Source organism: Pseudomonas stagnisoli (assembly GCF_048595745.1).
Taxonomy (GTDB): Bacteria; Pseudomonadota; Gammaproteobacteria; order Pseudomonadales; family Pseudomonadaceae; genus Aquipseudomonas; species Aquipseudomonas alcaligenes_A.
The window spans coordinates 1,899,170-1,924,035 of sequence record NZ_CP184361.1; the positions used below are offsets into that span (position 1 = coordinate 1,899,170).

24 protein-coding genes and 4 tRNA genes are annotated in these 24,866 nt (G+C 62.5%); 16 read left to right on the forward strand and 12 right to left on the reverse strand.

What is annotated here, in order from left to right; translation table 11 throughout:
- Positions 1–25: 25 nt before the first annotated feature.
- The 3 genes from msrB (at position 26) to ACOAPY_RS09180 (ending at position 1,473) form a co-directional block, all read left to right on the forward strand.
- Complete coding sequence (gene msrB / locus ACOAPY_RS09170) at positions 26–418, forward strand: peptide-methionine (R)-S-oxide reductase MsrB (RefSeq protein ID WP_076583558.1); 393 nt, start codon at positions 26–28, stop codon at positions 416–418.
- 108 nt (positions 419–526) lie between these two features.
- Positions 527–1,012, forward strand: a complete 486-nt coding sequence (locus tag ACOAPY_RS09175; RefSeq protein WP_278959462.1) for a glutathione peroxidase — start codon at positions 527–529, stop codon at positions 1,010–1,012.
- On the forward strand, positions 1,009–1,473 hold the full coding sequence (locus tag ACOAPY_RS09180; protein ID WP_465156342.1) for a MarR family winged helix-turn-helix transcriptional regulator: 465 nt from the start codon (positions 1,009–1,011) through the stop codon (positions 1,471–1,473). The genes ACOAPY_RS09175 and ACOAPY_RS09180 overlap by 4 nt, the downstream gene beginning before the upstream one ends.
- Here the strand turns inward: ACOAPY_RS09180 and ACOAPY_RS09185 are convergent.
- Positions 1,457–3,775, reverse strand: a complete 2,319-nt coding sequence (locus ACOAPY_RS09185) for a hybrid sensor histidine kinase/response regulator (protein WP_465156344.1) — start codon at positions 3,773–3,775, stop codon at positions 1,457–1,459. The genes ACOAPY_RS09180 and ACOAPY_RS09185 overlap by 17 nt on opposite strands.
- A gap of 92 nt (positions 3,776–3,867) precedes the next feature.
- On the opposite strand from ACOAPY_RS09185, the gene ACOAPY_RS09190 reads away from it, so the two are divergent.
- Together ACOAPY_RS09190 and ACOAPY_RS09195 are read left to right on the forward strand one after the other, a co-directional pair.
- Entirely contained in the window at positions 3,868–4,758 is an 891-nt protein-coding gene (locus ACOAPY_RS09190) for an ATP-binding protein (protein WP_465156346.1), read from the forward strand.
- Positions 4,755–5,237: a GAF domain-containing protein gene (locus tag ACOAPY_RS09195; RefSeq protein ID WP_465156348.1), complete on the forward strand. Its 483-nt coding sequence runs from the start codon at positions 4,755–4,757 to the stop codon at positions 5,235–5,237. Before ACOAPY_RS09190 ends, ACOAPY_RS09195 begins: the two co-directional genes overlap by 4 nt.
- A gap of 41 nt (positions 5,238–5,278) precedes the next feature.
- On the opposite strand, the gene ACOAPY_RS09200 is transcribed toward ACOAPY_RS09195, so the two are convergent.
- Both ACOAPY_RS09200 and ACOAPY_RS09205 read right to left on the reverse strand, forming a co-directional pair.
- A complete protein-coding gene (locus ACOAPY_RS09200; protein WP_465156350.1) occupies positions 5,279–5,941 on the reverse strand; it encodes a glutathione S-transferase family protein in 663 nt (220 codons plus the stop codon).
- A 20-nt stretch (positions 5,942–5,961) separates the two neighbouring features.
- On the reverse strand, positions 5,962–6,729 hold the full coding sequence (locus ACOAPY_RS09205) for a hypothetical protein (protein ID WP_465156352.1): 768 nt from the start codon (positions 6,727–6,729) through the stop codon (positions 5,962–5,964).
- Positions 6,730–6,949: 220 nt separating this feature from the next.
- Here ACOAPY_RS09205 and ACOAPY_RS09210 point away from each other — a divergent pair.
- The 4 genes from ACOAPY_RS09210 (at position 6,950) to ACOAPY_RS09225 (ending at position 7,354) form a co-directional block, all read left to right on the forward strand.
- A tRNA-Glu gene (locus ACOAPY_RS09210) sits at positions 6,950–7,025 on the forward strand.
- A gap of 2 nt (positions 7,026–7,027) precedes the next feature.
- Positions 7,028–7,103 (forward strand) — tRNA-Gly (locus tag ACOAPY_RS09215).
- A gap of 98 nt (positions 7,104–7,201) precedes the next feature.
- Positions 7,202–7,277, forward strand: a tRNA-Glu gene (locus ACOAPY_RS09220).
- A gap of 1 nt (position 7,278) precedes the next feature.
- A tRNA-Gly gene (locus tag ACOAPY_RS09225) sits at positions 7,279–7,354 on the forward strand.
- An 89-nt stretch (positions 7,355–7,443) separates the two neighbouring features.
- On the opposite strand, the gene ACOAPY_RS09230 is transcribed toward ACOAPY_RS09225, so the two are convergent.
- A complete protein-coding gene (locus ACOAPY_RS09230) occupies positions 7,444–7,854 on the reverse strand; it encodes a PA2817 family protein (protein ID WP_465156354.1) in 411 nt (136 codons plus the stop codon).
- 138 nt (positions 7,855–7,992) lie between these two features.
- Between ACOAPY_RS09230 and ACOAPY_RS09235 the strand changes: the two genes are divergently transcribed.
- The 6 genes from ACOAPY_RS09235 to ACOAPY_RS09260 all read left to right on the forward strand — a co-directional run bounded on the left by ACOAPY_RS09235 (position 7,993) and on the right by ACOAPY_RS09260 (position 16,055).
- Positions 7,993–8,667 (forward strand): transglutaminase-like domain-containing protein, encoded by a 675-nt coding sequence (locus tag ACOAPY_RS09235; RefSeq protein ID WP_465156356.1) that lies wholly within the window; start codon positions 7,993–7,995, stop codon positions 8,665–8,667.
- A gap of 121 nt (positions 8,668–8,788) precedes the next feature.
- Complete coding sequence (locus ACOAPY_RS09240) at positions 8,789–9,721, forward strand: ABC transporter ATP-binding protein (RefSeq protein ID WP_279999087.1); 933 nt, start codon at positions 8,789–8,791, stop codon at positions 9,719–9,721.
- Positions 9,718–10,497, forward strand: coding sequence for an ABC transporter permease (locus tag ACOAPY_RS09245; protein ID WP_465156358.1), 780 nt, complete (start codon positions 9,718–9,720; stop codon positions 10,495–10,497). The genes ACOAPY_RS09240 and ACOAPY_RS09245 overlap by 4 nt, the downstream gene beginning before the upstream one ends.
- An 81-nt stretch (positions 10,498–10,578) precedes the next feature.
- On the forward strand, positions 10,579–11,607 hold the full coding sequence (locus ACOAPY_RS09250) for an efflux RND transporter periplasmic adaptor subunit (RefSeq protein ID WP_465156360.1): 1,029 nt from the start codon (positions 10,579–10,581) through the stop codon (positions 11,605–11,607).
- Positions 11,604–14,672 (forward strand): efflux RND transporter permease subunit, encoded by a 3,069-nt coding sequence (locus tag ACOAPY_RS09255; protein ID WP_465156362.1) that lies wholly within the window; start codon positions 11,604–11,606, stop codon positions 14,670–14,672. Before ACOAPY_RS09250 ends, ACOAPY_RS09255 begins: the two co-directional genes overlap by 4 nt.
- A gap of 102 nt (positions 14,673–14,774) precedes the next feature.
- Positions 14,775–16,055, forward strand: a complete 1,281-nt coding sequence (locus ACOAPY_RS09260) for a PDDEXK-like family protein (protein WP_465156364.1) — start codon at positions 14,775–14,777, stop codon at positions 16,053–16,055.
- A 213-nt stretch (positions 16,056–16,268) separates the two neighbouring features.
- On the opposite strand, the gene ACOAPY_RS09265 is transcribed toward ACOAPY_RS09260, so the two are convergent.
- The 5 genes from ACOAPY_RS09265 to ACOAPY_RS09285 form a co-directional block, all read right to left on the reverse strand.
- Entirely contained in the window at positions 16,269–17,381 is a 1,113-nt protein-coding gene (locus ACOAPY_RS09265) for a hypothetical protein (protein ID WP_465156366.1), read from the reverse strand.
- A gap of 124 nt (positions 17,382–17,505) precedes the next feature.
- Positions 17,506–18,048, reverse strand: a complete 543-nt coding sequence (locus ACOAPY_RS09270; protein ID WP_465156368.1) for a hypothetical protein — start codon at positions 18,046–18,048, stop codon at positions 17,506–17,508.
- Between the two features lie 324 nt (positions 18,049–18,372).
- Positions 18,373–19,437, reverse strand: coding sequence for a flavin monoamine oxidase family protein (locus ACOAPY_RS09275; protein WP_465156370.1), 1,065 nt, complete (start codon positions 19,435–19,437; stop codon positions 18,373–18,375).
- 49 nt (positions 19,438–19,486) lie between these two features.
- Positions 19,487–19,822: a carboxymuconolactone decarboxylase family protein gene (locus ACOAPY_RS09280; RefSeq protein ID WP_465156372.1), complete on the reverse strand. Its 336-nt coding sequence runs from the start codon at positions 19,820–19,822 to the stop codon at positions 19,487–19,489.
- A gap of 12 nt (positions 19,823–19,834) precedes the next feature.
- Entirely contained in the window at positions 19,835–20,608 is a 774-nt protein-coding gene (locus ACOAPY_RS09285) for an SDR family NAD(P)-dependent oxidoreductase (protein WP_465156374.1), read from the reverse strand.
- A gap of 177 nt (positions 20,609–20,785) precedes the next feature.
- Here ACOAPY_RS09285 and gcvA point away from each other — a divergent pair, with 177 nt between their 5' ends.
- On the forward strand, positions 20,786–21,715 hold the full coding sequence (gene gcvA, locus ACOAPY_RS09290; protein WP_465156758.1) for a transcriptional regulator GcvA: 930 nt from the start codon (positions 20,786–20,788) through the stop codon (positions 21,713–21,715).
- Positions 21,716–21,922: 207 nt separating this feature from the next.
- On the opposite strand, the gene ACOAPY_RS09295 is transcribed toward gcvA, so the two are convergent.
- The 3 genes from ACOAPY_RS09295 to ACOAPY_RS09305 all read right to left on the reverse strand — a co-directional run bounded on the left by ACOAPY_RS09295 (position 21,923) and on the right by ACOAPY_RS09305 (position 24,845).
- Positions 21,923–22,627: a tRNA (adenine(22)-N(1))-methyltransferase gene (locus ACOAPY_RS09295; RefSeq protein WP_465156376.1), complete on the reverse strand. Its 705-nt coding sequence runs from the start codon at positions 22,625–22,627 to the stop codon at positions 21,923–21,925.
- A 221-nt stretch (positions 22,628–22,848) separates the two neighbouring features.
- Positions 22,849–24,168, reverse strand: coding sequence for a heavy metal sensor histidine kinase (locus ACOAPY_RS09300; RefSeq protein WP_465156378.1), 1,320 nt, complete (start codon positions 24,166–24,168; stop codon positions 22,849–22,851).
- Positions 24,168–24,845 (reverse strand): heavy metal response regulator transcription factor, encoded by a 678-nt coding sequence (locus tag ACOAPY_RS09305; protein WP_076428564.1) that lies wholly within the window; start codon positions 24,843–24,845, stop codon positions 24,168–24,170. The genes ACOAPY_RS09300 and ACOAPY_RS09305 overlap by 1 nt, the downstream gene beginning before the upstream one ends.
- Positions 24,846–24,866: the final 21 nt, after the last annotated feature.

The following is a 24,866-nucleotide window of genomic DNA, read 5'->3' on the forward strand; positions in this document are numbered from 1 at the left end:
TTTTTCAGCCCCTGAGGTGTGCTCCATGGAAAAGATCGATAAACCCCTGGAAGCCTGGCGCGACGAGCTTTCCGACGCCCAGTTCCATGTCTGCCGGCTGGGTGGTACCGAGCGTGCTTTCACCGGCGAATACCACGACAGCAAGGTGCCCGGCATCTACCACTGTGCCTGCTGCGGCGAAGCGCTGTTCGACTCGGACGCCAAGTACGATTCGGGCAGCGGCTGGCCCAGTTACTTCCAGCCCGTCAGTGCCGAGGTGATCGCCGAGAAGGACGATTTCAGCCACGGCATGCAGCGCATCGAGGTCAAGTGCGCCAAGTGTGATGCGCACCTGGGCCATGTCTTTCCCGACGGTCCGCGGCCGACCGGGTTGCGCTATTGCATCAACTCGGTGGCGCTGAAGCTGGTGCCACGCTAGCGAAAGGGCCTGCCGCTTGGCGGGCCTTCTTTTTTGGTTTTTAAATTGTACGCAATTGAATTGCTCGCTATATTCGCCGCATCTTCACTATCAACGGAGCCACAGGCCATGAGCGACAAGCTTTTCGATATCCCGGTCACCACCATCAAGGGCGAGCAGAAGACCCTCAAGGACTTCGGCGGCAAGGCCGTGCTGGTGGTCAACACCGCCAGCAAGTGCGGCTTCACCCCGCAGTACAAGGGCCTGGAGAGCATCTGGCAGCAGTACAAGGACAAGGGGCTGGTGGTGCTGGGCTTCCCCTGCAACCAGTTCGGCAAGCAGGAGCCGGGCGACGAGGGGGCGATCAGCGAGTTCTGTGAACTGAACTTCGGCGTGACCTTCCCGCTGTTCAAGAAGATCGATGTCAACGGCAGCGATGCCCACCCGCTCTACGTGCAGCTGAAGAAGCGCGCCCCCGGCCTGCTCGGCAGCCAGGGCATCAAGTGGAACTTCACCAAGTTCCTGATCAGCGGCGACGGTGCCGAGGTCAAGCGCTTCGCCCCGACCACCAAGCCCGAAGAGCTGACCGCCGAGATCGAAGCTCTGCTGAAATGAGTGACCGCGACCTCGAAGCGCAGCTGCTGCTGGATAACCAGCTGTGCTTCAAGCTCTACGCCGCCTCTCGGGCGGTGACCCGGGCCTACAAACCGATGCTCGACGAGCTCGGCCTGACCTATCCGCAATACCTGGTGATGCTGGTGCTGTGGGAGTGGCACGCCACGCCGCCGGCGCAGGCCACGGTCAAGGCGCTGGGTGAGCGCCTGCTGCTCGATTCCGGCACCCTGACGCCGCTGCTCAAGCGTCTGGAGCAACTGGGGCTGGTGCAGCGGCGGCGTTCCAGCAGCGACGAACGTGAGCTCTGCCTGGCGTTGACCGCCGCGGGTGAGGCACTGCGCGACAGGGTTCTGCCGCTCAAGCAACGCCTGCTGTGCGAGAGCGGGGTCGACATGGACGAACTGGAAGGGCTGCGGCACAGCCTCGGGCAGTTGCTGGCGCGGGTTACTGCGCACTCGTGAGCGGTAGCCAGCTGTCCAGCAGCGCGGACAGGTCTTCCCGGCGGAAGGGTTTGGCCAGGTAGTCGTTCATGCCGGCGGCCTGGCAGCGCTCGCGTTCGTCCGGCAGGGCATTGGCGGTCAGGGCGATGATCGGCAGGTTGGGCCAGCGGCCGCTCTGGCGGATGCGTCGGGTCGCCTCGTAGCCATCCATGACCGGCATGTTGCAATCCATCAGCACCAGGTCCACCGGCTGCTGCTCCAGATAGGCGATAGCCTCGCCACCGTGACCGGCGACAGCCACCTGGCAGCCCAGCTTGGTCAGCATGCCCTTGGCGACCATCTGATTGACCTGATTGTCTTCCACCAGCAGCACGCGGGCCTGGTGTGACCTGGGTGTTGCGTTGCTGGCTGGCTCCACGCTGGGTTCACGCTGCGGCGCTAGCAGGCGCTGCAGGGCCTGGTGCAGGGCCGTGCGCCCGAGCGGGCGGGGCAGTTGCTCGAAGGGTGCCAGGGTGGCGACCTGCTCGCTGGCAATGAAGGTGCCGTAGGGCGATACCAGCAGCAGCGGCGCGCTCAGGCGCTGACGCAGCGGCAGCAGGCTGTCGGGCGCTGCGCAGATCAGCAGATCGGTAGATTCGGCAGTGACCTCGTCGATGCTGTTAACCCGCCGGTAGTGCACGCCCCAGTTGGGCAGCCAGCTGGCGAGCAGTTCGGCCAGGCCGCTGTCGGCGGCGCACAGCGCCACTATCCGGCCCGGCAGCTGCGGCCAGTTGAGTGCGGGCGTGTGGCCGCGCAGCGGCAGGATGGCGCTGAACTGGCTGCCGATGCCCTCCCGGGAGGTCAGCAGTAACTCCCCCTGCATGGCTTCGCACAGGCGCCTGGTCAGTGCCAGACCCAGTCCGGTGCCGCCAAACTGCCGGGTGATACCCGCGCCAGCCTGGATGAAGGGCTGGAAGATGCGCAGCTGTGCGTCTTCGGGGATGCCGATGCCGGTGTCATTGACCTGGATGCGTACGCCACTGCTGTCGAGCGCGATGCGCAGGTCGACGCGTCCGCGCCGCGTGAACTTCAGGGCGTTGGACAGCAGGTTGCTGATCACCTGGCGCACGCGGGTCGGGTCGCCGAGCAGCTGCGCCGGCAACTGCGGGTCGATCAGGCAGGTCAGTTCGACCCCGGGAGCGGTGTTCTGCGAGAGCAGGCTGGCGGTTTCCTCCGCCAGGGCACCGAGGTCGAAGGGGATGCTTTCCAGTTCCAGCTGTCCGGCCTCGAACTTGGACAGATCGAGGATGTCATTGAGCAGGTCGACCAGCACCTTGCCGGAGTCATGGGCGATCAGCAGCTGCTGGCGTTGCTCATGGTTCAGGCTACCGTCCAGGGCCAGCGCCAGCATGCCGAGCATGCCGTTGAGCGGGGTGCGAATCTCGTGGCTCATGTTGGCCAGGAAGGCGGCGCGGGCCTGGGCCATCTCCAGGGCGGTACTGCGAGCCTGCTCGAGGTCGCGGTTGGACTGGGTCAGGCGCGCGTTGGTCGCTTTCAGCTCGGCGGTGCGGACCGAGACGATGTTCTCCAGTTCACCCAGGTACTGGGTCAGGCGGTCCTCGGCCTCGCGGCGCTGGCTGATCTCCTGGTGGATATTGGTCAGCTGCTGGTTGGTCACCGCGACCAGGATGCCCACCTCGTCGCGCTCGTGGCCGCTGGGGCAGGGTACGGGGGAGAAGTCGCGGCGCGGATCGCGGTCGCTGAGGGCGCGGATCACCCCGACCAGGGGTTTGGTCAGCATCGCGTAGAACAGCACCAGCAGGATCAGCGACAGCAGCAGGCTGCGGGCGAAGCCGGTGAGCAGGGTGAGCAGCGCGCGGCGCAGGAAGTGGCTGCCGAAGGCGTAAGTGTCGACCTCCAGGCGCAGCACGCCGAGGGGTTCCGCAGTGGAGTGGCTGACGAACAGCGGGTCTTCGAACTGGCGCCGCTCGCCGAACAGGAAGTCGCTGAACACCCGATAGCCGCTCTGTGCCGGAGGGCGCTCCACCGAGGCCAGCACCAGGCCGCTGTTGTCGACGATCTCCGCACGCATCACCGCCGGTGAGCGCAACAGGCCAAGGACCAGCTCCTGGGCCAGTTCGGCGTCGATGTTGTAGGAGATGCGGGCGGCTGGGTTGTGGCTGATTTCCAGCAGGGAATGGATTTCGCGGTCGATGGAAGCGTCTTCGCTGGCATAATCCAGGCTGATCTGGATCAGGCTCAGCAGGGTCCCCAGGATGAAGGCCACCAGCACCGTCAGCTTGGCCTGCTTGAACGACAGGCGGTGGGTGAGAGAAATATCCATCGGCGGGGTGGTTTGCGTCCTGGGTTGCGGGCCCTGCCAAGCATAGCCCATAGCACTGGATCACCGGCAGTAGCGGATATGAGGAGTAAGTCGTGGATTCCCTTTTGAACAGCTTTCTGCAGCGTGCCGACGCTGTGCTGCAACGGCTCGAGCCTTTGTTGCCGGCCGAGCGCGTGACACTGGACTGGCAGACGGTGATCGCCGCACGCTGGCAGCGCGAGGGGCGCACGGGCTATCTGCAGCCGCTGCGCGTGAGTCTGGACCTGAGGCTCGACGACCTGGTCGGGGTGGATACCCAGCGTGAGCAGCTGTCGCGCAATACCCAGCAGTTCGTCGCCGGCCTGCCGGCCAACCATGCGCTGCTCTGGGGCGCGCGTGGCACCGGCAAGTCTTCGCTGGTACGCGCGCTGCTGGCTGCGCATGCGGACGCCGGGCTGCGCCTGATCGAGATCGAACGTGACCATCTGGCCGACCTGCCCCGGGTGGTGGAGGCCCTGGCCGGGCTGCCGCAGCGCTTCGTGCTGTTCTGCGACGATCTCTCGTTCGAATCCGGCGAGGGGGATTACCGGGTGCTCAAGAGCGTGCTGGACGGCTCGCTGGAGCGGGCGCCGGACAATGTGCTGCTGTACGCCACCTCCAACCGCCGCCACCTGGTTCCGGAGAAAGAGAGCGATAACGACAACTGGCAGCGCGTCGAGGGTGAGCTGCACCCGAGCGAGGCGGTGGAGGACAAGATCGCCCTGTCCGATCGCTTCGGCCTGTGGATCTCCTTCTATCCCTTCACCCAGGACCACTTCCTCGCCGTGGTGCGCCACTGGATCACCAGCCTGGCAGAGCCGGCCGGGTTGCAGTGGAGCTGGAGTCACGAGCTGGAGATTCTCGCGATTCGCTGGGCGCTGGGGCGCGGCAATCGCAACGGTCGCTGTGCCTACCAGTTTGCGCGCAGCTGGGTGGGCCAGCGTTTGCTGGAGGTGCAGCCATGATCGATCTGCAGCAAGCCGGGCAGGGGCGTGAGGGCTATGGGCTGCTGGCTGCGCAGCTGGAGGCGCTGCTGGCCGATGAGCGCGACTTCGTGGCCAATGCTGCGCAGTTCGCCGCCTTCCTGTTCCATGAACTGGACGATCTCAACTGGGCTGGCTTCTACCTCAACAAGGGCGAACAGCTGGTGCTGGGGCCGTTTCAGGGCAAGGTCGCCTGTGTGCGGATTCCCTTCGGTCGGGGGGTATGTGGCGCTGCGGCGAGCAGCTGGCAGAGCCAGCGCGTCGACGATGTGCATGCCTTTCCGGGGCATATCGCCTGCGACAGCGCATCGAACAGCGAACTGGTGGTGCCGCTGGTCAAGGATGGGCGCCTGATCGGGGTGCTGGACCTGGACAGCCCGAGCGCCGCGCGCTTCGGTCCCGATGATCAGGCCGGCGTCGAGCGGCTGGTGGCGATCTTTCTGCGCCTGACCGACTGCTGAGCATGAAAAAGCCCGGCTCATGCCGGGCTTTCGGTGGGTGGTCAGGCTTTGCCGCTGACCTTGGAGACGACCTTGAGTTCGCCGGGTAGCAAGCTCTGCACCGAGTCGCGCGCCTGGATGCGTCGGAAGTGCGCAGCCAGCCCGGGCCAGCGTGCCTCGTCCAGCAGTTCGCCGCCATGCGCCATGTTCTGCAGCTGGCAGTAGATCGCCAGATCGGCCTGGCTGAGCGTGTCGTTGACGAAGTAATCGGCAGTGCCCAGGGTCTGTTCGAGATAATCGAAATGCCTGGGCAGCTTGTCATTCAGGGCGGCCTGTACGGCCTCTTCGTCGCAGCTCTGGCCCAGCATGGGCTTGAGCAGACGGTTGCGGAACACCGCGAAGGTGCACAGTGGCGCCAGCTCGTAATCGGCGTACTTCTCCAGCCAGCGTATGCGTGCCGCCTGCACGGGGGACTGGCCGAACAGACGCAGGCTGTCGGGATACTGCTCTTCCAGGTACTGGCAGATCACGCTGGAGTCGGCCAGGGTCAGGTCGCCGTCACGGAGGGCCGGAATGCGGCCCAGCGGGTTGAGTTCGCGATACCAGTCGGGCTGGCCGAAGGGGGTGATGATCTCCAGCTGGTAGTCCAGGCTCTTTTCCTGCAGACACAGGCGCAGCTTGCGCACGAACGGCGACAGCGGGGCACCGTAGACGATCCGGCTCATTGAGGTTCCTCGGCAGAGAGTCAGTCGTAGATGTTCTTCTTCTTCCAGTCCTCTTCACCGAGTGTTTTCAGGCCCTCGGTGAGTTCGCTGGGCTCGTTTTCGGCCGGTTTGGCTTTTTCCAGAACTACTGCGTTGGCGCGCGCCAGCGAATCCTCCAGCTGCTTGAGCTGGGTCTTGTAGCGCTCGGGGTCGGGCTGCTTGCGCAGGTACTGCACGCCACGCTCGTAGGCCAGGCGAGCCTGCCCGGGGTGACCCTGTTGCATGGATTGCTGACCGAGGTTGCTGAAGAACTCGAAGTGCAGCTGTACCAGGAGATGACGCAACTCACCCAGCCAGCGCTTGGCCTCGTTGGCCGGCAGCACGCCATCCTGCGCGGCGCGATTGATCTGGCCGTGGAGGTTCTCCAGCAGGAAGCGAATATCTTTCGCCTTGGCTTCAGTCAGGATCGGCTGAGGTGGATTGCGTACCGGTGCGCTGTCGCCCTTGGCGATCAGCTCGCGCAGTTCGCTCAGGCGACCCATCAGGTTGATGTTCTGCTTGTCCAGCGCCAGCAGGCGTTCGCCGTAGTGCAGTTCGAAACGGCTGAGCAGCACCTTGAGCGCGGGGCTCATCAGCTGCCCGGGCATGTTCTCCGACACGTCACGGCTGCGACGCACCCGGTCATTCAAATCCGCCTTGAGCCGGGCTTTCTCCAGTTTGCTGTTCTCGACCATATGGTTGATATAGCCAATGACGAACAGCACCACTATGCCAGCGATAATCAGAGCGGTGATGACGAGTGGGGACACCGTGAAAACTCCCGAGGCGCTTCTTGATGTGCCGAGTGTAGTGCCTTCGCCATTGGGCTGATAGCGCTGGATCAATTTATGAATCGAAGTCTTTGATTTAAAAAAAGTTTTGAATGAGGCTTGACGCTCTTCGGTCGGCTCCCTAGAATGCGCGCCACTTCAAGCGATGACGGCAACGAATTCGCAGGAAGCCGGAAAGCTGTTGTAAGCTCCGGGCCACGTCCCCTTCGTCTAGTGGCCTAGGACACCGCCCTTTCACGGCGGTAACAGGGGTTCGAGTCCCCTAGGGGACGCCATTGCGGGAATAGCTCAGTTGGTAGAGCACGACCTTGCCAAGGTCGGGGTCGCGAGTTCGAGTCTCGTTTCCCGCTCCAAATTCTCGAAGTCTCACTTCGGTGAGGTTTCGGATAAAAGTCCAGGGTGTGGCAACACAGCCTGGCAATTCGGGAAGCTGTTATAAGCTCCTGGCCACGTCCCCTTCGTCTAGTGGCCTAGGACACCGCCCTTTCACGGCGGTAACAGGGGTTCGAGTCCCCTAGGGGACGCCATGCGGGAATAGCTCAGTTGGTAGAGCACGACCTTGCCAAGGTCGGGGTCGCGAGTTCGAGTCTCGTTTCCCGCTCCAAATTCACGAAACGCCACCCACCCGGGTGGCGTTTTCGTTTGTGCCGCAAGGCCATGAAAAAAGCCCCGCATCAGCGGGGCTTTTTCGTTTCAGTGCTGGGCGCTGTCGTCGGGCAGGGCCAGCAGCTGTTTTTCCCGGTTCCAGTCGAACGGCTCGTCGTTCTCCTCGGCCTCGAAGCGGCGCTCGTCGAGGCGTTGATAGAGGGCGATTTCCTCATCCGGCATGAAGTGCAGGCAGTCGCCGCCGAAGAACCACAGCAGATCGCGCGGCACCAGATGAGCGATCTGCGGGTAGCGATGGAACACCTGGCTGATGATGTCCTGGCCCAGGTACTGGCTGCTCTCCGGATCGCTGGGCAGCTGCGCGACCAGCTCGTCGAAGCGTTCGAGGAACAGCGCGTGGCTGTCGTCCTCCACCTGTTCGGCTTCGCCCAGTGCGACCAGGATGCCGCGCAGATGGGCGAGCAGGGCGAGGTGATGGTCGAGGTAATGGGTAGGCATGGTGCGAGTCCTGAAAACATGAGCGGACGCGGATTATAGAGAGGCACACCGCGCGGCGACAGGGCCGCCATGCTTGGCCGGATTGCCGCTTTCGGCACAGGGTAGCGCCGTTAGACTGGGGCAAACAGGGAGACATTCATGCACGCCAGCCTCAGCCCCGCCCGCTTCATCGACAGCGATCACCCGCTGGTCGTCGACTTTGCCGAGCGTTGGCGTGGTGCCAGCCGCGACCCGCGCGAACAGGCGGTCAACCTGTATCGGGCGGTACGCGACGAGATCCGCTACAACCCCTACGTGTTCAGCGCCGACCACCAGACGCTCAAAGCCAGCCACGCGCTGGCAGCGGGGGAGTCCTACTGCGTGCCCAAGGCCCTGTTGCTGGCGGCCTGCGCGCGGCACTGCGGGATTCCCGCGCGCATCGGCCTGGCCGACGTGCGCAATCACCTGTCCACCCCGCGCCTGATCGAGATGCTGCGCAGCGAAGTGTTCGCCATGCATGGCTACACCGAGCTATTCCTCGAGGGACGCTGGGTCAAGGCCACGCCGGCCTTCAACCTGGCGCTATGTCGCCTGTTCAAGGTAGCGCCGCTGGAGTTCGACGGGCGCACGGACAGCGTGTTCCATCCCTTCAATGCCGAGGGCGAGCGCTATATGGAGTACCTGGTTGACCACGGCCAGTTCGATGATCTGCCGGTGGAGCTGTTCTTCGCTTACCTGCGCCAGTGCTACCCGCACCTGTTCGCAGTGGATTCGGCCTTCCTGCGCGGCGACCTGCAGGCCGAAGTCGCCGCCATGAAGCGCGTCGATAGCTGACATCAGCCCAGCGGGCTTCTTTTCGCGGCACCGTGCAGGCAGGCTAGCCTGTAACCAGAGGTTGCAAATAGCCGCGCGCGACCTTATCTAAGCCATCCCCTTGCCGAAGTAAGCGCACACCATGACCTCCGCTCTGTCCATCCGGCAGCTGACCAAGACCTACGCCAACGGCTTCCAGGCCCTCAAGGGCATCGACCTGGAGGTGGAAGAGGGCGACTTCTTCGCCCTGCTGGGCCCCAACGGCGCCGGCAAGTCCACCACCATCGGCATCCTCTCCACCCTGGTGAACAAGAGCGGCGGTACGGTCGAGGTGTTCGGCCACGACCTCGACCGCGATCCCTCCGGCCTCAAGCGCTGCCTCGGCGTGGTGCCGCAGGAGTTCAACTTCAACCAGTTCGAGAAGTGCTTCGACATCCTCACCACCCAGGCCGGCTACTACGGCATCCCGCTCAAGCTGGCCAAGGAGCGTGCCGAGCAGTACCTGACCCAGCTCGGCCTGTGGGACAAGCGCAACAATGCCTCGCGCGAGCTGTCCGGCGGCATGAAGCGCCGTCTGATGATCGCCCGCGCGCTGATCCACCAGCCGCGCCTGCTGATCCTCGATGAGCCGACCGCCGGCGTCGACATCGAGCTGCGCCGCTCGATGTGGAGCTTCCTCACCGAGCTGAACCAGCAGGGCATCACCATCATCCTCACCACCCACTACCTGGAAGAGGCCGAGCAGCTCTGCCGTAACATCGGCATCATCGACCACGGCCGCATCGTCGAGCGCTCCAGCATGAAGGACCTGCTGAAGACGCTGCACGTGGAAACCTTCCTGCTCGACCTCAAGGAGTCGACCCTGGTCATGCCGCAGCTGAGCGGCTACCCGGCGCAGCTGGTCGACGACCATACCCTGGAAGTGCAGGTGGAGAAGAGCCAGGGCATCAACGACCTGTTCCGCCAGTTGGCGGCGCAGAAGGTCGAGGTGCTGAGCCTGCGCAACAAGAGCAACCGCCTGGAGGAGCTGTTCGTCTCCCTGGTCGAGAAGAACCTGGAAAAGGTGGCCAAATGAGCCCGGAACTCGCCTCCAACTGGGTCGCCCTGCAGACCATCGTGCGCCGCGAAGTGCGCCGCTTCATGCGTATCTGGGCGCAGACCCTGCTGCCACCGGCCATCACCATGGCCCTGTACTTCGTGATCTTCGGCCGCCTGATCGGCAGTCAGGTCGGCGGCGTGGGGCAGTACTCCTACATGGAGTTCATCGTGCCCGGCCTGATCATGATGTCGGTGATCACCAACTCCTACAGCAACGTGGTGTCGAGCTTCTTCTCCAGCAAGTTCCAGCGCAACGTCGAGGAGCTGCTGGTATCGCCGGTATCGCCGCACACCATCCTCATCGGCTACACCATTGGCGGCGCCCTGCGCGGCCTGGCGGTAGCCCTGATCGTCACCCTGCTGTCGCTGTTCTTCACCCACCTGCAGGTACACCACCTGGGCGTGACGGTGCTGGTGATCCTGCTCACCGCCATCACCTTTTCGCTGGGCGGTTTTATCAACGCGGTGTACGCGCGCAACTTCGACGATATTTCGATCATCCCGACTTTCGTGCTGACGCCGCTGACCTACCTGGGCGGGGTGTTCTACTCGATCAGCCTGCTGCCCGAGTTCTGGCAGACGGTGTCGCTGGCCAACCCCATCCTGCACATGGTCAACGCCTTCCGCTACGGCATCCTCGGCGTGTCCGACATCAACATCGGCATCGCCATCGGCATGATGCTGCTGGCCAGCACAGTGCTCTACATCGTCTGCATTCGCCTGCTGAAGAGCGGCCGAGGCATGCGCCAGTAAGCATCGCGTAACATTTGCGGCGGTCGGCAAGCCCGCCCGGCATCGGTAGACTCGACCACTTGGACAACAAGAGGTCGCTCGATGACTACCCGCCGCCGTCACGCTCTGTTCATCGCTTCCCTGCTCGCCATCGCCGCGCCGGCGGCCCTGGCCGAGCGACCTCCGCGGGTGGAAGTGGTGCAGCCCGAGCGGGCGCTGGTGCGCGACGAACTGGTGACTTTTGGCTCGCTGCGCTCGGACGAGTCGACCATGATCCGTCCGGAAGTCGACGGCCGCGTCGCCAGCCTGCAGTTCCGCGAGGGGCAGGCGGTCAAGGCCGGCGAGCTGCTGGTCAGCCTGGATGACGCCATCGCCCGCGCCGAGCTGGCCCAGGCCCGCGCCAATCTGGACCTGGCCGAGAAAAGCTTCGAGCGCACGCAGATGCTGTTCAAGCGTGGCGCCAGCAATGCCCAGACCCTCGACGAAGCGCAGTCGCAGCTGCAGGCGGCACGCGCCAGCCTGGCCCTGGCGCAGGCACGCCTGGACAAGACGCAAATCCGCGCGCCCTACGACGGCGTGCTCGGCCTGCGCCTGGTCAGCGCTGGCGACTACCTCAGCGCTGGCGACGATATCGTCAACCTGGAAGTGCTCGACCCGCTCAAGGTGGATTTCCGCATCCCGCAGAAGGCGGTCAGCCAGGTGCGCCTGGGCCAGGCCATCGAGCTGAGCCTGGACGCCTATCCCGGCGAGCGTTTCCGTGGCGAGATCATCGCCCTCAACCCGCGTCTGGACGAAGTCGGCCGCAGCCAGGCGTTGCGCGCGCAGGTGGCCAATGCCGACCGGCGCCTCAAGCCCGGGCAGTTCGTCAAAGTGTCAGTGATCCTCGCCGAGCGTCCGCAGGCCCTGCTGATTCCGGAAGAGGCGGTGATGCCGCTGGGCCAGCAGCTGTTCGTCAACCTGGTGGTGGGTGGCAAGGTCGAACGCCGGCAGATCGGCCTGGGCCAGCGCCAGCGCGGCAAGGCCGAGGTGGTCGAGGGCCTGGACGGCAGCGAAACGCTGATCAGCGCCGGCTGGCAGAAGGTCGCGCCGGGTCGCGAGGTGCGTAGCGTGGCGCGGGGTGAGGCGCAATGACCCTGTCCGATGTCTGCATCCGCCGGCCGGTGTTCGCCACCGTGCTGTCGCTGATCATCGTGCTGCTCGGCCTGCTGGCCTACCAGCGCCTGGCGGTGCGCGAATACCCCAACATCGACGTGCCGATCGTCACGGTCAACGTCATGTACCCCGGCGCCAGCCCGGAGATCATGGAATCGCAGGTCGCCCAGCCGGTCGAGGATGTGCTCTCCGGCATCGAGGGCCTGGACTTCGTCAGCTCCATCAGCCGCTCGGAGAACACCCAGATCACCGCGCAGTTCCGCCTTGGCACCGACTCCGACGAGGCGGCCAACGACGTACGCGACCGCCTGGGCCGGGTGCGCAGCCTGCTGCCGGACGAGATCAACGAACCGATGGTGCAGAAGGTCGAGGCCGACGCCCAGCCGGTGATCTGGCTGGCCTTCTACAGCGAGCGTTTCTCCGCCATGGAGATCACCGACGTGATCGAGCGGGTGGTGCAGGATCGCCTGCAGACCATTCCCGGCGTGTCCGAGGTGCTGATCCGCGGGGCGCGCACCTATGCCATGCGCATCTGGCTGGATCCGGAGAAGCTGGCCGCGCATGACCTGACGGTGCAGGACGTGGAGGACGCCCTGCGCCGGCAGAACGTGGAGATTCCCGCCGGGCGCATCGAGTCGGTGCAGCGCGAGTTCTCCGTACTGGCGGAAACCGACCTGCAGACCCCCGAGCAATTCAACCAGTTGATCCTCGACGACTCGCGCGGCTACCTGCTGCGCCTGGCCGACGTCGGCCACGCCGAGATCGGCGCCGCCGACGAGCGCACCCTGGCGCGCTTCAACGGCCGCTCGGCGGTGGCCGTGGGGATGATCAAGCAGGCCACGGCCAACCCGCTGGACATCTCCGATGGCCTGGAGCAGGCGTTGCCCAGCCTGCGCAAGCTGCTGCCCGAGGGTATGGAGATGCAGGTGTCGAACGACAACTCGCAGTTCATCCGCGAGTCGATCGACAACGTCTACACCACCATCTGGGAAGCGGTGCTGCTGGTTATCCTGATCATCTTCCTGTTCCTCCGCTCGCTGCGCGCCACCCTGATCCCGCTGGTGACCATCCCGGTGTCGCTGATCGGCGCCTGCGCGCTGATGGCGCTGATGGGCTTCTCCATCAACACCCTGACCCTGCTGGCCATGGTGCTGGCCATCGGCCTGGTGGTGGACGACGCCATCGTCGTGCTGGAAAACATCCACCGGCACATCGAGCAGGGCATGAGTCCCCTGCGGGCGGCCTTTGTCGGCAGCCGCGAGATCGCCTTCCCGGTGATCGCCATGACCCTGACCCTGGCCGCGGTGTACGCGCCGATCGGCTTCATGCAGGGCACGACGGGAAAACTCTTCACCGAATTCGCCTGGACTCTGGCCGGCGCCGTGCTGGTGTCCGGCTTCGTCGCCCTGACCCTGTCGCCGATGATGTGCGCCTACCTGCTCAAGGCGCACCAGCCGCAGCAGCGCCACAGCCGCCTGTACAATGTCATCGAGCGTGGCCTGGAGGGGCTGAACCAGGGCTATGGGCGTCTGCTGCAGCGGGTGCTGCGCGCCTGGTGGCTGGTGCTGGTGGTGCTGGCGGCGATGCTCGCCCTGAGCGCCTGGCTGTTCCTCGGGCTGCGCAGCGAGCTGGCGCCGACCGAGGACACCGGCACCATCGTCGGCTCGATCAACGGCCCGGACGGCGCCACCCTCGGCTACACCAGCCGCTACGCCAAACAGCTGGAGGAGGCCTACGCCTCCATCCCCGAGGCCAATCGCTACATGGTCATCGTCGGTTTTCCCACGGTGGCCCAGGGCCTGTCGTTCATGAAGCTGGAGGACTGGGACGAGCGTGAGCGCAGCCAGTTCGAGATCCGCGACGAACTGCTGCCCAAGCTGCAGGATATTCCCGGCGTGCGCGCCTTTCCGATCAACCGGCCGCCGCTGGGGCAGAGCGCGCGCAACCAGCCGGTCAACTTCGTGATCCGCTCCTCGCTGGAATACGCCGAGCTGCAGCCCTACGTCGAGCAGCTGCTGGCCGAGGTGCGCCACTACCCGGGCCTAGAAAGCCTGGACAGCGACCTCAAGCTCAACACGCCGCAGCTCAAGGTCACGGTCAACCGCGAGCAGGCGGTGGCGGTGGGCACCGACGTGGCCACCATCGGCCGCAGCCTGGAGAGCCTGTTCGGCAGCCGCCAGGTGACCCGCTTCAAGCAGAACGGCGAGCAGTACGACGTGCTGGTGCAGTTGCAGGACGTCGACCGCAGCAACCCCGACGACCTCAATCGTGTCTACGTGCGCGGCCGTGACGGCAGCATGGTGCAGCTGTCCAACCTGATCGAGGTGCGCGAGACGGTGGCGCCGCGCGAGCTTAACCACTTCAACCAGCTGCGTGCGGTCACGGTAACCGCCAACGTCGGCTCCGGCTACACCCTGGGCCAGGCACTCGATCACCTGGAGGAGCGGGCAAGGGCGATCTTCCCGCCCGACACCCAGTTCGACTACACCGGCACCTCGCGCGACTTCAAGGAGTCCGAGAGCGGGGTGGCGCTGATCTTCGTGCTGGCCCTGGTGTTCATCTTCCTGGTGCTGGCGGCGCAGTTCGAGAGCTTCCTCGACCCGCTGATCATCCTTTTCAGCGTGCCGCTGTCGATGGCCGGCGCGCTGCTGGCGCTGACCCTGTTCGGCGGCACCCTGAACATCTACTCGCAAGTTGGCCTGGTGACCCTGATCGGGCTGATCACCAAGCACGGCATCCTTATCGTCGAGTTCGCCAACCACCTGCTGCGCGAAGGCCGCGAGTTGGGCGAGGCGGTGCTGGAGGCGGCGCTGCAGCGCCTGCGGCCGATCCTGATGACCACCGGGGCGATGGTCCTCGGCGCGGTACCCCTGGCCATCGCCAGCGGCGCCGGCGCCGAGAGCCGCCAGCAGATCGGCATGGTCATAGTCGGCGGCCTGCTGGTGGGCACCTTCTTCACCCTGTTCGTGGTGCCGACGCTGTACATGCTGCTGCGTCGCTGGCGGCCGATTAAGGTGGGGCAGGGGGAGGTGGGGTTGGCTTAGGGTGTTTGCAGGCGATGTGGTTGGCTGTTGTCGGCCAGAAGCTGCCAGCCTGCAAAGTTCATGTACCATTTGTCTGAATAACCATCTAGCGAGCATGCACGCATGGAAGCAGGAGCCGTACACGAGGCCATAGAGTTTTTCTTGGGAGATAAAAAGCTGTCGGAATTGTGCGAAGTCCTTAAAACGGGGGACGACATCCTTGATGTCATTGCTCTGAGCGAAAACCAGCACTCAGACCTTCTCGCCTGGATGTTTGACCCTCGCGAAGGGCACGGTCAAGGCGATCAAATCCTCAGTGACTTGCTCCTAGGCGCCGCTCAAGCAGCTTCGCAAGGTTGCGGACTGGATCGCAGAGGAACTACAGCACGTTTCTTTGCTGAGTGGACGCCCTCCCGGATTCGCACCTCAAGTTTTGGCACGGTATTTACCGCCCGTGAACTGGGTATGAAAGCATCGGAGCGAGTGGATCTGTTTGTGATTGACCCAGCCAACAAGTTCGTTCTGCTGATTGAGAATAAGGCAGGCGCTACCCATAGCAGTGACCAACTAGACGGTTACCGTGATAGTTGGATGGAGGCTATCGCCAGTAACGCACATCTCCGAGAGTACAGCAGTGTATTCATTGCCTTGGACCGGCAGTTTGCGGGTGATGACTGGTCTGATCGCCCTTCAAACAGCTATTGGCTACACCTTGGCTACGACTGGTTGAAGGCATCTGCTGACAGGGCGTTGCTCCATGTTGAGCGCGGTAATGCTGCGGCTCGGCTTGTTGTCAGTTATTGCAATCGGCAGACCGACTGGGAGAGTCCGGCAAGCCAGCGGGCCATAACGCTTGCTGCTGAGCTTCATGAATCGCATGGAGCAGCTATCAAGCAACTGCTTGAGGCCTCTACCGGTCGCCTTGAGAAGAATTGGATTGAGAGCCGCAGCGATACCCACAAGCTGTTTATGCTGCAGAACAAAGCTGCTATTTCTCTTCTACGTGAAACCCAAGGCATGGCTTCAATCAAGGAGACAATTGCAGCGAAAGTGCCTCGTCTGAAGCGTGAGAATATCGCCCACTCCCGTGCTTGGCTGGATATCTGTCCGCCTGGCTGGGAGAAATACGAAGGGGAGAACTGGTGGCCGGTTTACTTCAGTGTCAGCTACTCCGATAGCTCCAAATCAAAATGCGACGTTGCACTGATTTTGGACAAGGGCCACGCAAATTCTGAGGAAGAAGCCGAGGAACTCCGAGAATGTCTGAAGGTATTCGATACACGCTTTGCCAAGCATCAGAGTACTGACCGGCGCCGAGTTGTTCTAGATAAAGGCCTCAGCGTTTCAGAGCTCGTACGGAAGCTTGATGAACACTCCATACGCTTGCTCAAAGCTATTGCATAGCTCAGGGGAGGCCAGTTCAAGCCTGCACAATGAGCTGACTGAAGCGGTCTAGCTATGTGGGCGCAGGGTGACCGCTCTTGGCCGCGTCCTGCCTGATGCGGCTGGCTAGCCCGGGCCAATCCCGGACACTTCCAATAATGGAGTGAGGCTATCAACTCGCTAACTCAAGCGCGTAGAAAAGATTAGCCTCGCTCTTAATGAGGCTCGCCACTATCAGTCCCCAATGCGGGTCATTGCTTCCAAGGTTTTTTTAGCATGAGTTTTGAAGCTCTCTCGATTTGGTACTGCTCCAACCATTTCTCTGAACTCATCCGTGAAATACAGCACTGACAGCGCCCCGCCATACCGGCGTGAGTCTCGGGCAATTTGATCATGTCGACTCCATGTGTTGATGACGTGCCTCATATAGCTCGCATGATTTGGATGGGCTAATGAACCTTTGCAGACGTCGCTGTAATCCGGAGCATTCAGCCATTGACCACGGTTCAGCCAACTAAGAGCCGCAACAAATGCGGCATCCGAAAGGCGTTTCACAATAGCGGATTTTTCCTCTGTAACCCGAAGTTGCTCAGAAAAAAGATCTATTCGCTCTGCATACAATTGAACCCAGTAGTCCATCCGGATTACCGGATACGGATGGGTACCAACTGGTTCGGCATCAAGCTGAACAGGTCTATCTCCGTTGAACAGAAACATGATGCAACTGACCATCGCGCAATGAAGGTAGGCATGATCCAAATAGTCACTGTCCTCAAATACTTCTAGCTGCGTCGCCATCCAGTCCAGTGCTTCAGCGTCCGCTGCGAACTCTGTGGCATGAGAAATCGCTGCCTCAGCCCCTGATATCGACTCTTCACCGGCAATCTCGAAATCATCTATTGTGCAACTTGCTGTACCAGTACCGTACAGACTTCGAATCGCCCCATGGTTCTGGTTGAGATGGCCAATCTCGTGATAAATCACGAAAAGAACCCCGGCCGTGAACATAAGATCCGCTGCCTCCAGCAAATCGAACTGCGCCGGAAGCATATGTACTCCGAGATGAACACCCTGCTGCTCGGGACGGCCTTTCGTAAAACGGGCGAATTCCAAAGCAATTGAGTACAGCTCTTGGATCAGTCCATAGCTCAAAGAGATGACATGGCGACGAACCCGATCAAGTGAAGGTTCGACGGAAGCGGTCGCTCGGATTTCATTGGTATGCAGCCATCTAATGCAAAGCTCGATGTCGGAGGCTGCGTACCACCTAGAGTCCAAATCCCCCTTAATATGGTCTGCTAAGTGAACAGCGCGATCTATAAGCTCAGGCAACTGGGGTAACGTCATGACCGTCTCAACAACTGTGAAATAGATATTAGAACAGAGAAGTGTCAGTCAACCTCAGCTCAATTTCGCCAATCGAGAAAAAGTATCATCGATGTTAGAGGTTGCGCCAACTGCCCAGCGGTCACTATGAAGCCGCTGGTGCTGGGTCATGAGGCTTGATTTCCTCCATACCCTGTACCTCACCTGGGGCATAAGGGCGTATAAAGTCGTCGTAAGTCTCGCAAAGGTGGATCAATAGTGATATGTCGTCACTGAGCTTTCGGGCGGTTTTTTCCGTCTCTCTGAGCTCTGCATACGTCATGGTCGCCATTTGATCTGTTTTTTTATCGTATCTAATCATCTCCATCTGCCCATCACCGACAAGCGCTAATACACCATGGGCGATATGATTACGATTATCCATTAACACCTTAACGCGTGCGAAGATTCGTTTTATACGTAAGGTGGCTGGAGACTCAGGCATTTTATACAGCCCAGCCTCAACCAGCTTTAGTCGATCAGAGGTTGTTAGCTTTTGCCATTTGTTTGGTAATTTGATTGGCCTTTTCTGTTGAGTAATAAAACCATAAAAATTAATAAGCATCATGTCTACTTCATTGACTGAGTAGATGATCCACCCCATCCCTGATGCCCAATGACTCCGCATCGAGCCTTCTACGTCTTGCATTACTAACTCTCAAAGTAAATACTGAAAAGCTGCGCTAATGTTTACAGCCGCCCAATGCTGCCGAAAAAAGAAACATCGGCTTAATCAGCCGGCTCTTGTGCGATCATTTCATTAAGCTCTCGATAGCCTACGAGCTTTAAGCGTACTCTCCCTTAAACAGCTTCGATAGACCGCTGACGGCTTTGGACCAATCAGCGTGTCGTTGATTTCTTGCTCCGCATAGTCGCTGGTGATGAACTGACGATCTCGGGCTCACTGAATCGCCCAGCGTTTTGAAGACGCTGAACGACTGCTTCTGGCCGAAAGCAGTCACTCAGCACTGCCTCAAGGGCGTAGTTCAAGTACCCGATTCAAGGCTGCATCTACCGCCAGCAATGCCCCTTCCATATAGCCGCCGTGTTCACCGCCAGCTTCACTGCCGATCAGTGCTAGTCGGGCGTCCCAAACGGGATCAAGCATATGTGTTAGGTCGTAGAGGCTATGCCCGCGAGGGGGCGTTCGGTCTTCCGTGGTCGCAGTGAAGGGTTCTGCGGCCCAGTCCTGAATCCAGTCTTCCAACGGATTGACTGCCTCGTCACCGAACAGGCGGCTCAGCTGCGCCCGACAGTGGTCACGGAGTTCTGCGTCACCGAATCGCCCGCGCCGCGTGACGCTTATGGCGAAGAACCCAAACAGCGCCGCAGCTTCACCAGTGCTTGCATCGTGGATTTCCCCGAGCGGGCCCACGGAGCTGAAGGCATCCCCCGAGAGGCCTTGTTTCCGCCAAAACGGATGAGAGTAGCGCGCCACATATTTGGCATGAGCCGCCATCCAAGTTGGAACGGAGGAAAGGTGCCTGACGCTGTGGTCTGAAAGCGCCGGGGTGAAGGCAATGCGCTGTGTGAGGCGCGGAGGTGTTGCCAACCAAATATGGCTGTACGAATGCCGTTCGGAATGATCGGCGCCCAGACGCAATGCCGCACCGACTTCATCCAGATAGGCTGCGACCACCTCGGTACCGAGGTGGATTCGACTGGCCGGCAAGTTGGCAGACAGGGCTGTGATCAGACGAGTCGTGCCGCCCTCGATGCGCATTGAAGTATTGCCCGAACGATAGCCCTGACGGCGCGATACTGGGCCAAACCCTCGCTCTAGCAATGCGTCGCCATGTTCGTGCTGGGCGAATGTGAGCAGGCCCAGTTCAGTCACCAGCGCCTGCATGCGGGGTTGGAAGTCAGGCCAGAACCAGGTTGGCCCCAGATCCAAACCCGTCTCGGTCGAATGGATACGGCCGCCCAGACGATCGCGCGCCTCGAATAGATCAAAGTCGATACCCGCGTGGTCGAGGCGGTAGGCGGCATAAACACCCGCTAAGCCGCCGCCGACGATGGCAATCTTGTGCTTGCGCATGTAAGGACTCCAGCAAACAAAGCGGACGCCCTAAGGCGTCCCCAGATCATCACGGCTTGTCGAAGGCAGCCACGGCGTCAAATACCCTGGCGCTGTAGGTCAGGGCCGCTCCGGCGTTCAGGGCGATCGCCACACTCAGGGCCTCGGCAATTTCCTCCTTTGTCGCGCCATGTTTCAGTGCGGCCTGAGCGTGCACCGATATGCAACCATCGCAACGGGTCGTCACTGCGACGGACAGGGCGATCAGCTCATGCACCTTCGGTTCCAGATGCTTCGCCGGCACATTGCCAAGCGTGTTCAACCCACGCATGGCTTCCGGAGCCAGCTTGCCGAACTCGCCGACGCGTTGCATGAGATTGGCGAAATAGTCTTTCCAGCTCTTCATTCTGGTCGTCCCTCAGTTCCGCCCAGCGGTGACACCACCGTCAACCGGTAGTACGGTTCCGGTGATCCACGCAGCGTCCTGCGAGGCGAGGAAGAGGATGGCTGACGCCACGTCCGCGGGTTGGCCATTGCGTCCCAGCGGGTGGAAAGCGTTGAAGGTCGGCAACACTTCCTTGACCTGCTCGGCATCCATAAAGGTGCCGTAAACCGGAGTCTCTACCACCGCCGGAGCCACGGTATTGATGCGGATGTTCGAGCTGGCCAGCTCGATGGCCAGGTTGCGGGTGAGTGCATGTACGCCGGCATTGGCGGCGGAGTAGGCAGCCGAGGGCGTGGCACCGATAGCCTGGATGGCCCAAAGCGAGCCGGTTTGTACGATGGCGCCGCCACCACGCTGTTGCATGGCTTTGGCCGCCGCCTGCGCCATGAAGAACTTGCCTTTGAGGATGGTATCGAGGAACCAGTCGTACTCGGCTGGATTGACCTCCAGGAAGGGCTTTGGATTAAAGACACCGGCGTTATTGACCAGGATGTCCAAACCACCGAATTCGCTCACAGCCAGGTCGACCAGTGCCTGCGCAGTTGAAGGTTGAGCGATGTCGCCGGCCAGGGTACGGATACGGCTACCACTGACGTCGATATCACGCGCCGCTTGCGCCAGTTTGGCTGCGTCTCGGCCGCCGATAACTACCGACGCGCCAGCTTCCACCAGACGCTTGGCAACTTCCTTGCCGATACCCGAGCCACCGCCGGTAACGATGGCAACCTTGTTAGAAAAACTTTTCATATTCTGATCTCCTCAGTCGTGCTGAGCGCAAGGAATGGATGATGCCCAAGGCCTTGAGGAAGCTTCACCTTCTGCTATCTTCGCGGTGTATGGCTCCCGACCTGGTGTGCATTGTTGATTCGCGAGATGACTCCAACAACGCATAAGATTTTGTCTGTTGAGATAGAATTTCTTTCAATGACAACGCCTGCTTATCTCAATGCTCTGCGTGCTTTCGAGGCTGCCGCCCGCCACCGAAGCTTTTCCGCCGCCGCCGCCGAGCTGAACGTCACTCCAGCCGCGGTGGGGCAGCAGGTACGTAATCTGGAATCGTGGCTCGGTATCCCGCTGTTCTCTCGCGCAAGTAGCGGCTCGGCACGACTGCTACTGACCGATGCGGCACGGGCCGCCCTGCCTGACATCCGAGAAGGCTTCGAGCGATTGAGCCTGGGGCTGGCACGATTGAAGGATGCCGGGGGGAATGCGGAGCTGACGGTCACCGTGAGCCCGGCATTTGCCTCGAAATGGCTGCTGCCACGGATCGAACGTTTCCAGCAGGCCTATCCGGATCTGGATGTGCTGCTCGATACCAATTCGCGGTCGGTGGACTTTCAGGCTGAGCGGATCGATGTCGGAGTGCGTTACGGTGCCGGTAACTGGCCCGGCCTTAACGCTGTTCGGCTGATGGATGAGGTCATTTTCCCGGTCTGCTCACCCGGCTATCACCTGCTAGAAGGGGGGCGCTTGCAGCCTGAGGTGATACCTCGCTGTACGCTGATCCATGATCTTTCGATGGCCAACTACGCCGACTATCCCACTTGGAGAATGTGGCTGGATGCCGCTGGATATGGCCAGGTGAAAACCGAGCACGGATTGCGCATCAACAATTCAGCGGCAGTGTTGCAAGCAGCAATAGACGGGCAAGGATTGGCGCTGGCACGCAGCGTAATGGTCAAAGACGACCTGGCGGCGGGCCGGTTGATTCGCCCGTTTGCTGACAAAGGCATGGATTGCCCGCTGACCCAGGCCTATTACGTGGTCTATCGCCCAGAAAGTGGTGAGCTGCCGAAAGTACAGGCCTTCCGCGACTGGTTACTCAGCGAAGTAGATCGGGTGTCAGAAGCCTAGAGTGGGCGCTGCATCGTTCACCCACAGGCATGCACCACTGCGCCTGCCTCGGCCTCTCATGCAACGCCCGGTGTCAGCTGCATCCAGCCAGTAGCCGGGGTCGCTGCACGGTGGGAAGCGCTGCGCGATTTTCCACCCTACGATCGCTTCGGGTCGTTTTTGAAGGCCAGGAGAAGATCCACTCAAGCGGCGCTGCGCAGACGGGCGTCAGCCTTCTTCAGCCAGCAGTTCGCTGATCCAACGGGTCTGCCGGGTGAGCGCCTGCACCTTGTCCTCAGGTACGGCCTGCCGAGCCTGGGCGAAGTGGGTCAGGGTTCGTTGCTTCAGCTGCAACAGGCGCTGCCATTTGGCCAGAAAGGCTGGGCTGCGTTCCTGTAACTGCAGTGGGCCGAAGTACAGTTCCTGGGTGGTATAGCGCACCGGCCCGCTGCGTTCGGCGACGATGATTTCGTAGTTGAAGCGGTTTTCCCGCAGCACTTCCTCGTGGAGGATACGGTAGCCATTGTCCATCAGCCATTGGCGCAGGGGTTGCTCGCCGCCGTTGGGCTGCAGGATCAGGCGCTCCTCGCCAGTGAGGCGCGACTTGTCGCGGTCGAGGATGTCGCGGATCGTCTCGCCGCCCATGCCGCAGAGGCTGATGGCGCTGATTCTGTCTTCCGGCTCGATCGCCGCCAGTCCACTGGCCAGACGCACGGCGATTCGCTGGCTCAGGCCATTTTCGCGCACGGTTCGCTGCGCCGCGTGAAAGGGCGTCAACGCCACCTCGCCGGCCACCGCCGCCGCGATGACGCCGCGCGTCATCAAGGCTACGAGCAGGTAGCCGTGATCCGAGCCGATATCGGCCAGCCGCGCGCCTGCCGGGACATGCGCCGCCACGCGCTCCAGGCGCTCGGACAATCTTTGTTCGTTCAACTGCTGCCTCTGCTCACCACGATCGTCCGGCACGTCGGGCCGGAACGGCGGGCGATTCTGTCGGGCAACAGTGGGCCTGGCAAACTTCGGCGACCAATGCCCTGGCTCGGCGTGCAGGGGCCATGCATGCACATGCCTGCTCATGGGGGTGTAGCGATTGAGCCGATGCGGATTGCTTTAGCCCCTCTGCCACAAGTGGGAGAGGGGAGGCACTCGGGCTCTTAGGCGGGAAACTCCAGGATAAAGCGCGTCCAGCCCTTGGCCGACTCGCACTGAATCGCGCCACCGTGGGCCTGGACAATGGAGCGGGTGATGGCCAGGCCCAGTCCGGCGTGCTCGGTGCCGCCTTCGCGGCGTGCCGGGTCGGCGCGGTAGAAGCGGTCGAACAGGCGCTCGCGAAGATCAAAGGGGATCTCGGGGCCCTGGTTGGCCACCTCGATGCGCACCTTGGCACCCTGTTGCGCGCTGCTCAGGTGCAGCTCGCCGCCGCGCGGGGTGAAGCGCAGGGCGTTGTCGATCAGGTTGCTCAGGGCGCGGTGCAGCAGGGCGCGGTCGGCGCTCAGCGTGGCCTGGCCGTCGACCTGCAGCCGTACCCCGGCTTCCTCGGCCAGCGGGGTGAAGTATTCGGCCAGCGCCGTCAGTTCCCGTTCCAGGTCGAACGTCTCGCGGCGGGTCTGCAGCAGGCCGTTGTCGGCCTTGGCCAGCAACAGCATGTCGCCGACCATCTGCGCCAGGTGCTGCAGCTCCTCCAGGTTGGAGTGCAGGGCTTCCTGGTAGTCCTCCAGTGCGCGCGGCTGGCTGAGGATGACCTGGGTCTGGGTCAGCAGGTTGGACAGCGGCGTGCGCAGTTCGTGGGCGATGTCGGCGGAGAAGGCCGAGAGGCGGGCGAAGGCGTCTTCCAGGCGGGCCAGCATGGCGTTGAACGACGCGGCCAGCTCGCCCAGTTCGGCCGGCAGGGCGTCCGCCGGCAGGCGTGCGGTCAGCGAGCTGGCCGAGACCTGCTGGGTTACCCGGGTCATCTGGCGCAGCGGACGCAGGCCGCGGCGCGCGACCCAGGCACCGAGCAGGGCAGTGGCCAGGGCCGAGAGGCCGACGCATAGCCAGATCAGCCGCTGCATCTGTTCGAGGAAATGCTGGTGGTGGGTGATGTCCAGCAGCAGGGTCAGGCGCAGGTCGCCCTGCTTAGCGCTCATCACCCGGTAGGCCGTGTCCTGGTGATTCCAGTGCTGCGTGTGCGGCAGGCTGTCCGGCAGTGCGCGGCTGCTGAACCAGACCTGGCCGTCCGGCCCCTCGATGCGCAGCGCCAGTTCGGGGTGGCGCTGCAGCTCCTGTTCCAGTGCCGGGCGCCGCGCGACCAGCGCCGTGGTGCTGGTCACGCCGTGCAGCAGCTCGCTGAACACCGCCAGCTTGCCCTGCAGCTGCTGCTGATCGAGTTCGATGAAGTGCACCTCGCTGGCGCGGTTGAACAGGGCGCCGGCCAGCAGCGCGACGGCGGCGGTGCAGGCGGCGAACAGCAGGGCCAGGCGGTTGGCCAGCGACATCAGGCGCGCGCCTCCAGCACATAGCCCATGCCGCGCACGGTGTGGATCAGCGGCTGGGCGAAGCCGTCGTCGACCTTGGCGCGCAGGCGGCGGATGGCCACCTCGATGACGTTGGTGTCGCTGTCGAAGTTCATGTCCCACACCTGCGAGGCTATCAGCGACTTGGGCAGGACCTCGCCCTGGCGGCGCAGCAGCAGTTCCAGTAGGGCGAACTCCTTGGCGGTCAGCTCGATGCGCTGGCCGGCGCGTTCAGCGCGGCGGCGCAGCAGGTCGAGGCTCAGGTCGGCCACCTGCAGGGTGTTGTCCTGCGGCGCGCCGTTGCTGCGCCGCAACAGCGTGCGCACACGGGCGAGCAGCTCGGTGAAGGCAAAGGGCTTGACCAGGTAGTCGTCGGCGCCAGCTTCCAGGCCGCGTACGCGGTCCTCCACTGCATCGCGCGCGGTGAGGAACAGCACCGGCACCTCCAGCCCGGCGCCGCGCACGCTGCGCAGGATCTGCCAGCCGTCGCGGCCGGGCAGCATCACGTCGAGGATCAACAGATCGTGCTCGCCGGACAGCGCCAGCTGCTCGCCGCTGACGCCATCGCCGGCCAGCTCCACGGCGAAGCCGGCCTCGGCCAGGCCCTGGCGCAGGTACTGGCCGGTCTTGGGTTCGTCTTCGACGATCAGCAGCTTCATCGGGGCATTCGCAAGGTGGGG

Excerpts from the sequence above, each read along its gene's own strand:
- msrB (WP_076583558.1), top strand. The coding sequence starts at position 26 with ATGGAAAAGATCGATAAACCCCTGGAAGCCTGGCGCGACGAGCTTTCC.
- ACOAPY_RS09175 (WP_278959462.1), top strand. The coding sequence starts at position 527 with ATGAGCGACAAGCTTTTCGATATCCCGGTCACCACCATCAAGGGCGAG.
- ACOAPY_RS09180 (WP_465156342.1), top strand. The coding sequence starts at position 1,009 with ATGAGTGACCGCGACCTCGAAGCGCAGCTGCTGCTGGATAACCAGCTG.
- ACOAPY_RS09185 (WP_465156344.1), bottom strand. The coding sequence starts at position 3,775 with ATGGATATTTCTCTCACCCACCGCCTGTCGTTCAAGCAGGCCAAGCTG.
- ACOAPY_RS09195 (WP_465156348.1), top strand. The coding sequence starts at position 4,755 with ATGATCGATCTGCAGCAAGCCGGGCAGGGGCGTGAGGGCTATGGGCTG.
- ACOAPY_RS09200 (WP_465156350.1), bottom strand. The coding sequence starts at position 5,941 with ATGAGCCGGATCGTCTACGGTGCCCCGCTGTCGCCGTTCGTGCGCAAG.
- ACOAPY_RS09230 (WP_465156354.1), bottom strand. The coding sequence starts at position 7,854 with ATGCCTACCCATTACCTCGACCATCACCTCGCCCTGCTCGCCCATCTG.
- ACOAPY_RS09235 (WP_465156356.1), top strand. The coding sequence starts at position 7,993 with ATGCACGCCAGCCTCAGCCCCGCCCGCTTCATCGACAGCGATCACCCG.
- ACOAPY_RS09240 (WP_279999087.1), top strand. The coding sequence starts at position 8,789 with ATGACCTCCGCTCTGTCCATCCGGCAGCTGACCAAGACCTACGCCAAC.
- ACOAPY_RS09245 (WP_465156358.1), top strand. The coding sequence starts at position 9,718 with ATGAGCCCGGAACTCGCCTCCAACTGGGTCGCCCTGCAGACCATCGTG.
- ACOAPY_RS09250 (WP_465156360.1), top strand. The coding sequence starts at position 10,579 with ATGACTACCCGCCGCCGTCACGCTCTGTTCATCGCTTCCCTGCTCGCC.
- ACOAPY_RS09255 (WP_465156362.1), top strand. The coding sequence starts at position 11,604 with ATGACCCTGTCCGATGTCTGCATCCGCCGGCCGGTGTTCGCCACCGTG.
- ACOAPY_RS09260 (WP_465156364.1), top strand. The coding sequence starts at position 14,775 with ATGGAAGCAGGAGCCGTACACGAGGCCATAGAGTTTTTCTTGGGAGAT.
- ACOAPY_RS09265 (WP_465156366.1), bottom strand. The coding sequence starts at position 17,381 with ATGACGTTACCCCAGTTGCCTGAGCTTATAGATCGCGCTGTTCACTTA.
- ACOAPY_RS09270 (WP_465156368.1), bottom strand. The coding sequence starts at position 18,048 with ATGCAAGACGTAGAAGGCTCGATGCGGAGTCATTGGGCATCAGGGATG.
- ACOAPY_RS09275 (WP_465156370.1), bottom strand. The coding sequence starts at position 19,437 with ATGCGCAAGCACAAGATTGCCATCGTCGGCGGCGGCTTAGCGGGTGTT.
- ACOAPY_RS09280 (WP_465156372.1), bottom strand. The coding sequence starts at position 19,822 with ATGAAGAGCTGGAAAGACTATTTCGCCAATCTCATGCAACGCGTCGGC.
- ACOAPY_RS09285 (WP_465156374.1), bottom strand. The coding sequence starts at position 20,608 with ATGAAAAGTTTTTCTAACAAGGTTGCCATCGTTACCGGCGGTGGCTCG.
- gcvA (WP_465156758.1), top strand. The coding sequence starts at position 20,786 with ATGACAACGCCTGCTTATCTCAATGCTCTGCGTGCTTTCGAGGCTGCC.
- ACOAPY_RS09300 (WP_465156378.1), bottom strand. The coding sequence starts at position 24,168 with ATGTCGCTGGCCAACCGCCTGGCCCTGCTGTTCGCCGCCTGCACCGCC.
- ACOAPY_RS09305 (WP_076428564.1), bottom strand. The coding sequence starts at position 24,845 with ATGAAGCTGCTGATCGTCGAAGACGAACCCAAGACCGGCCAGTACCTG.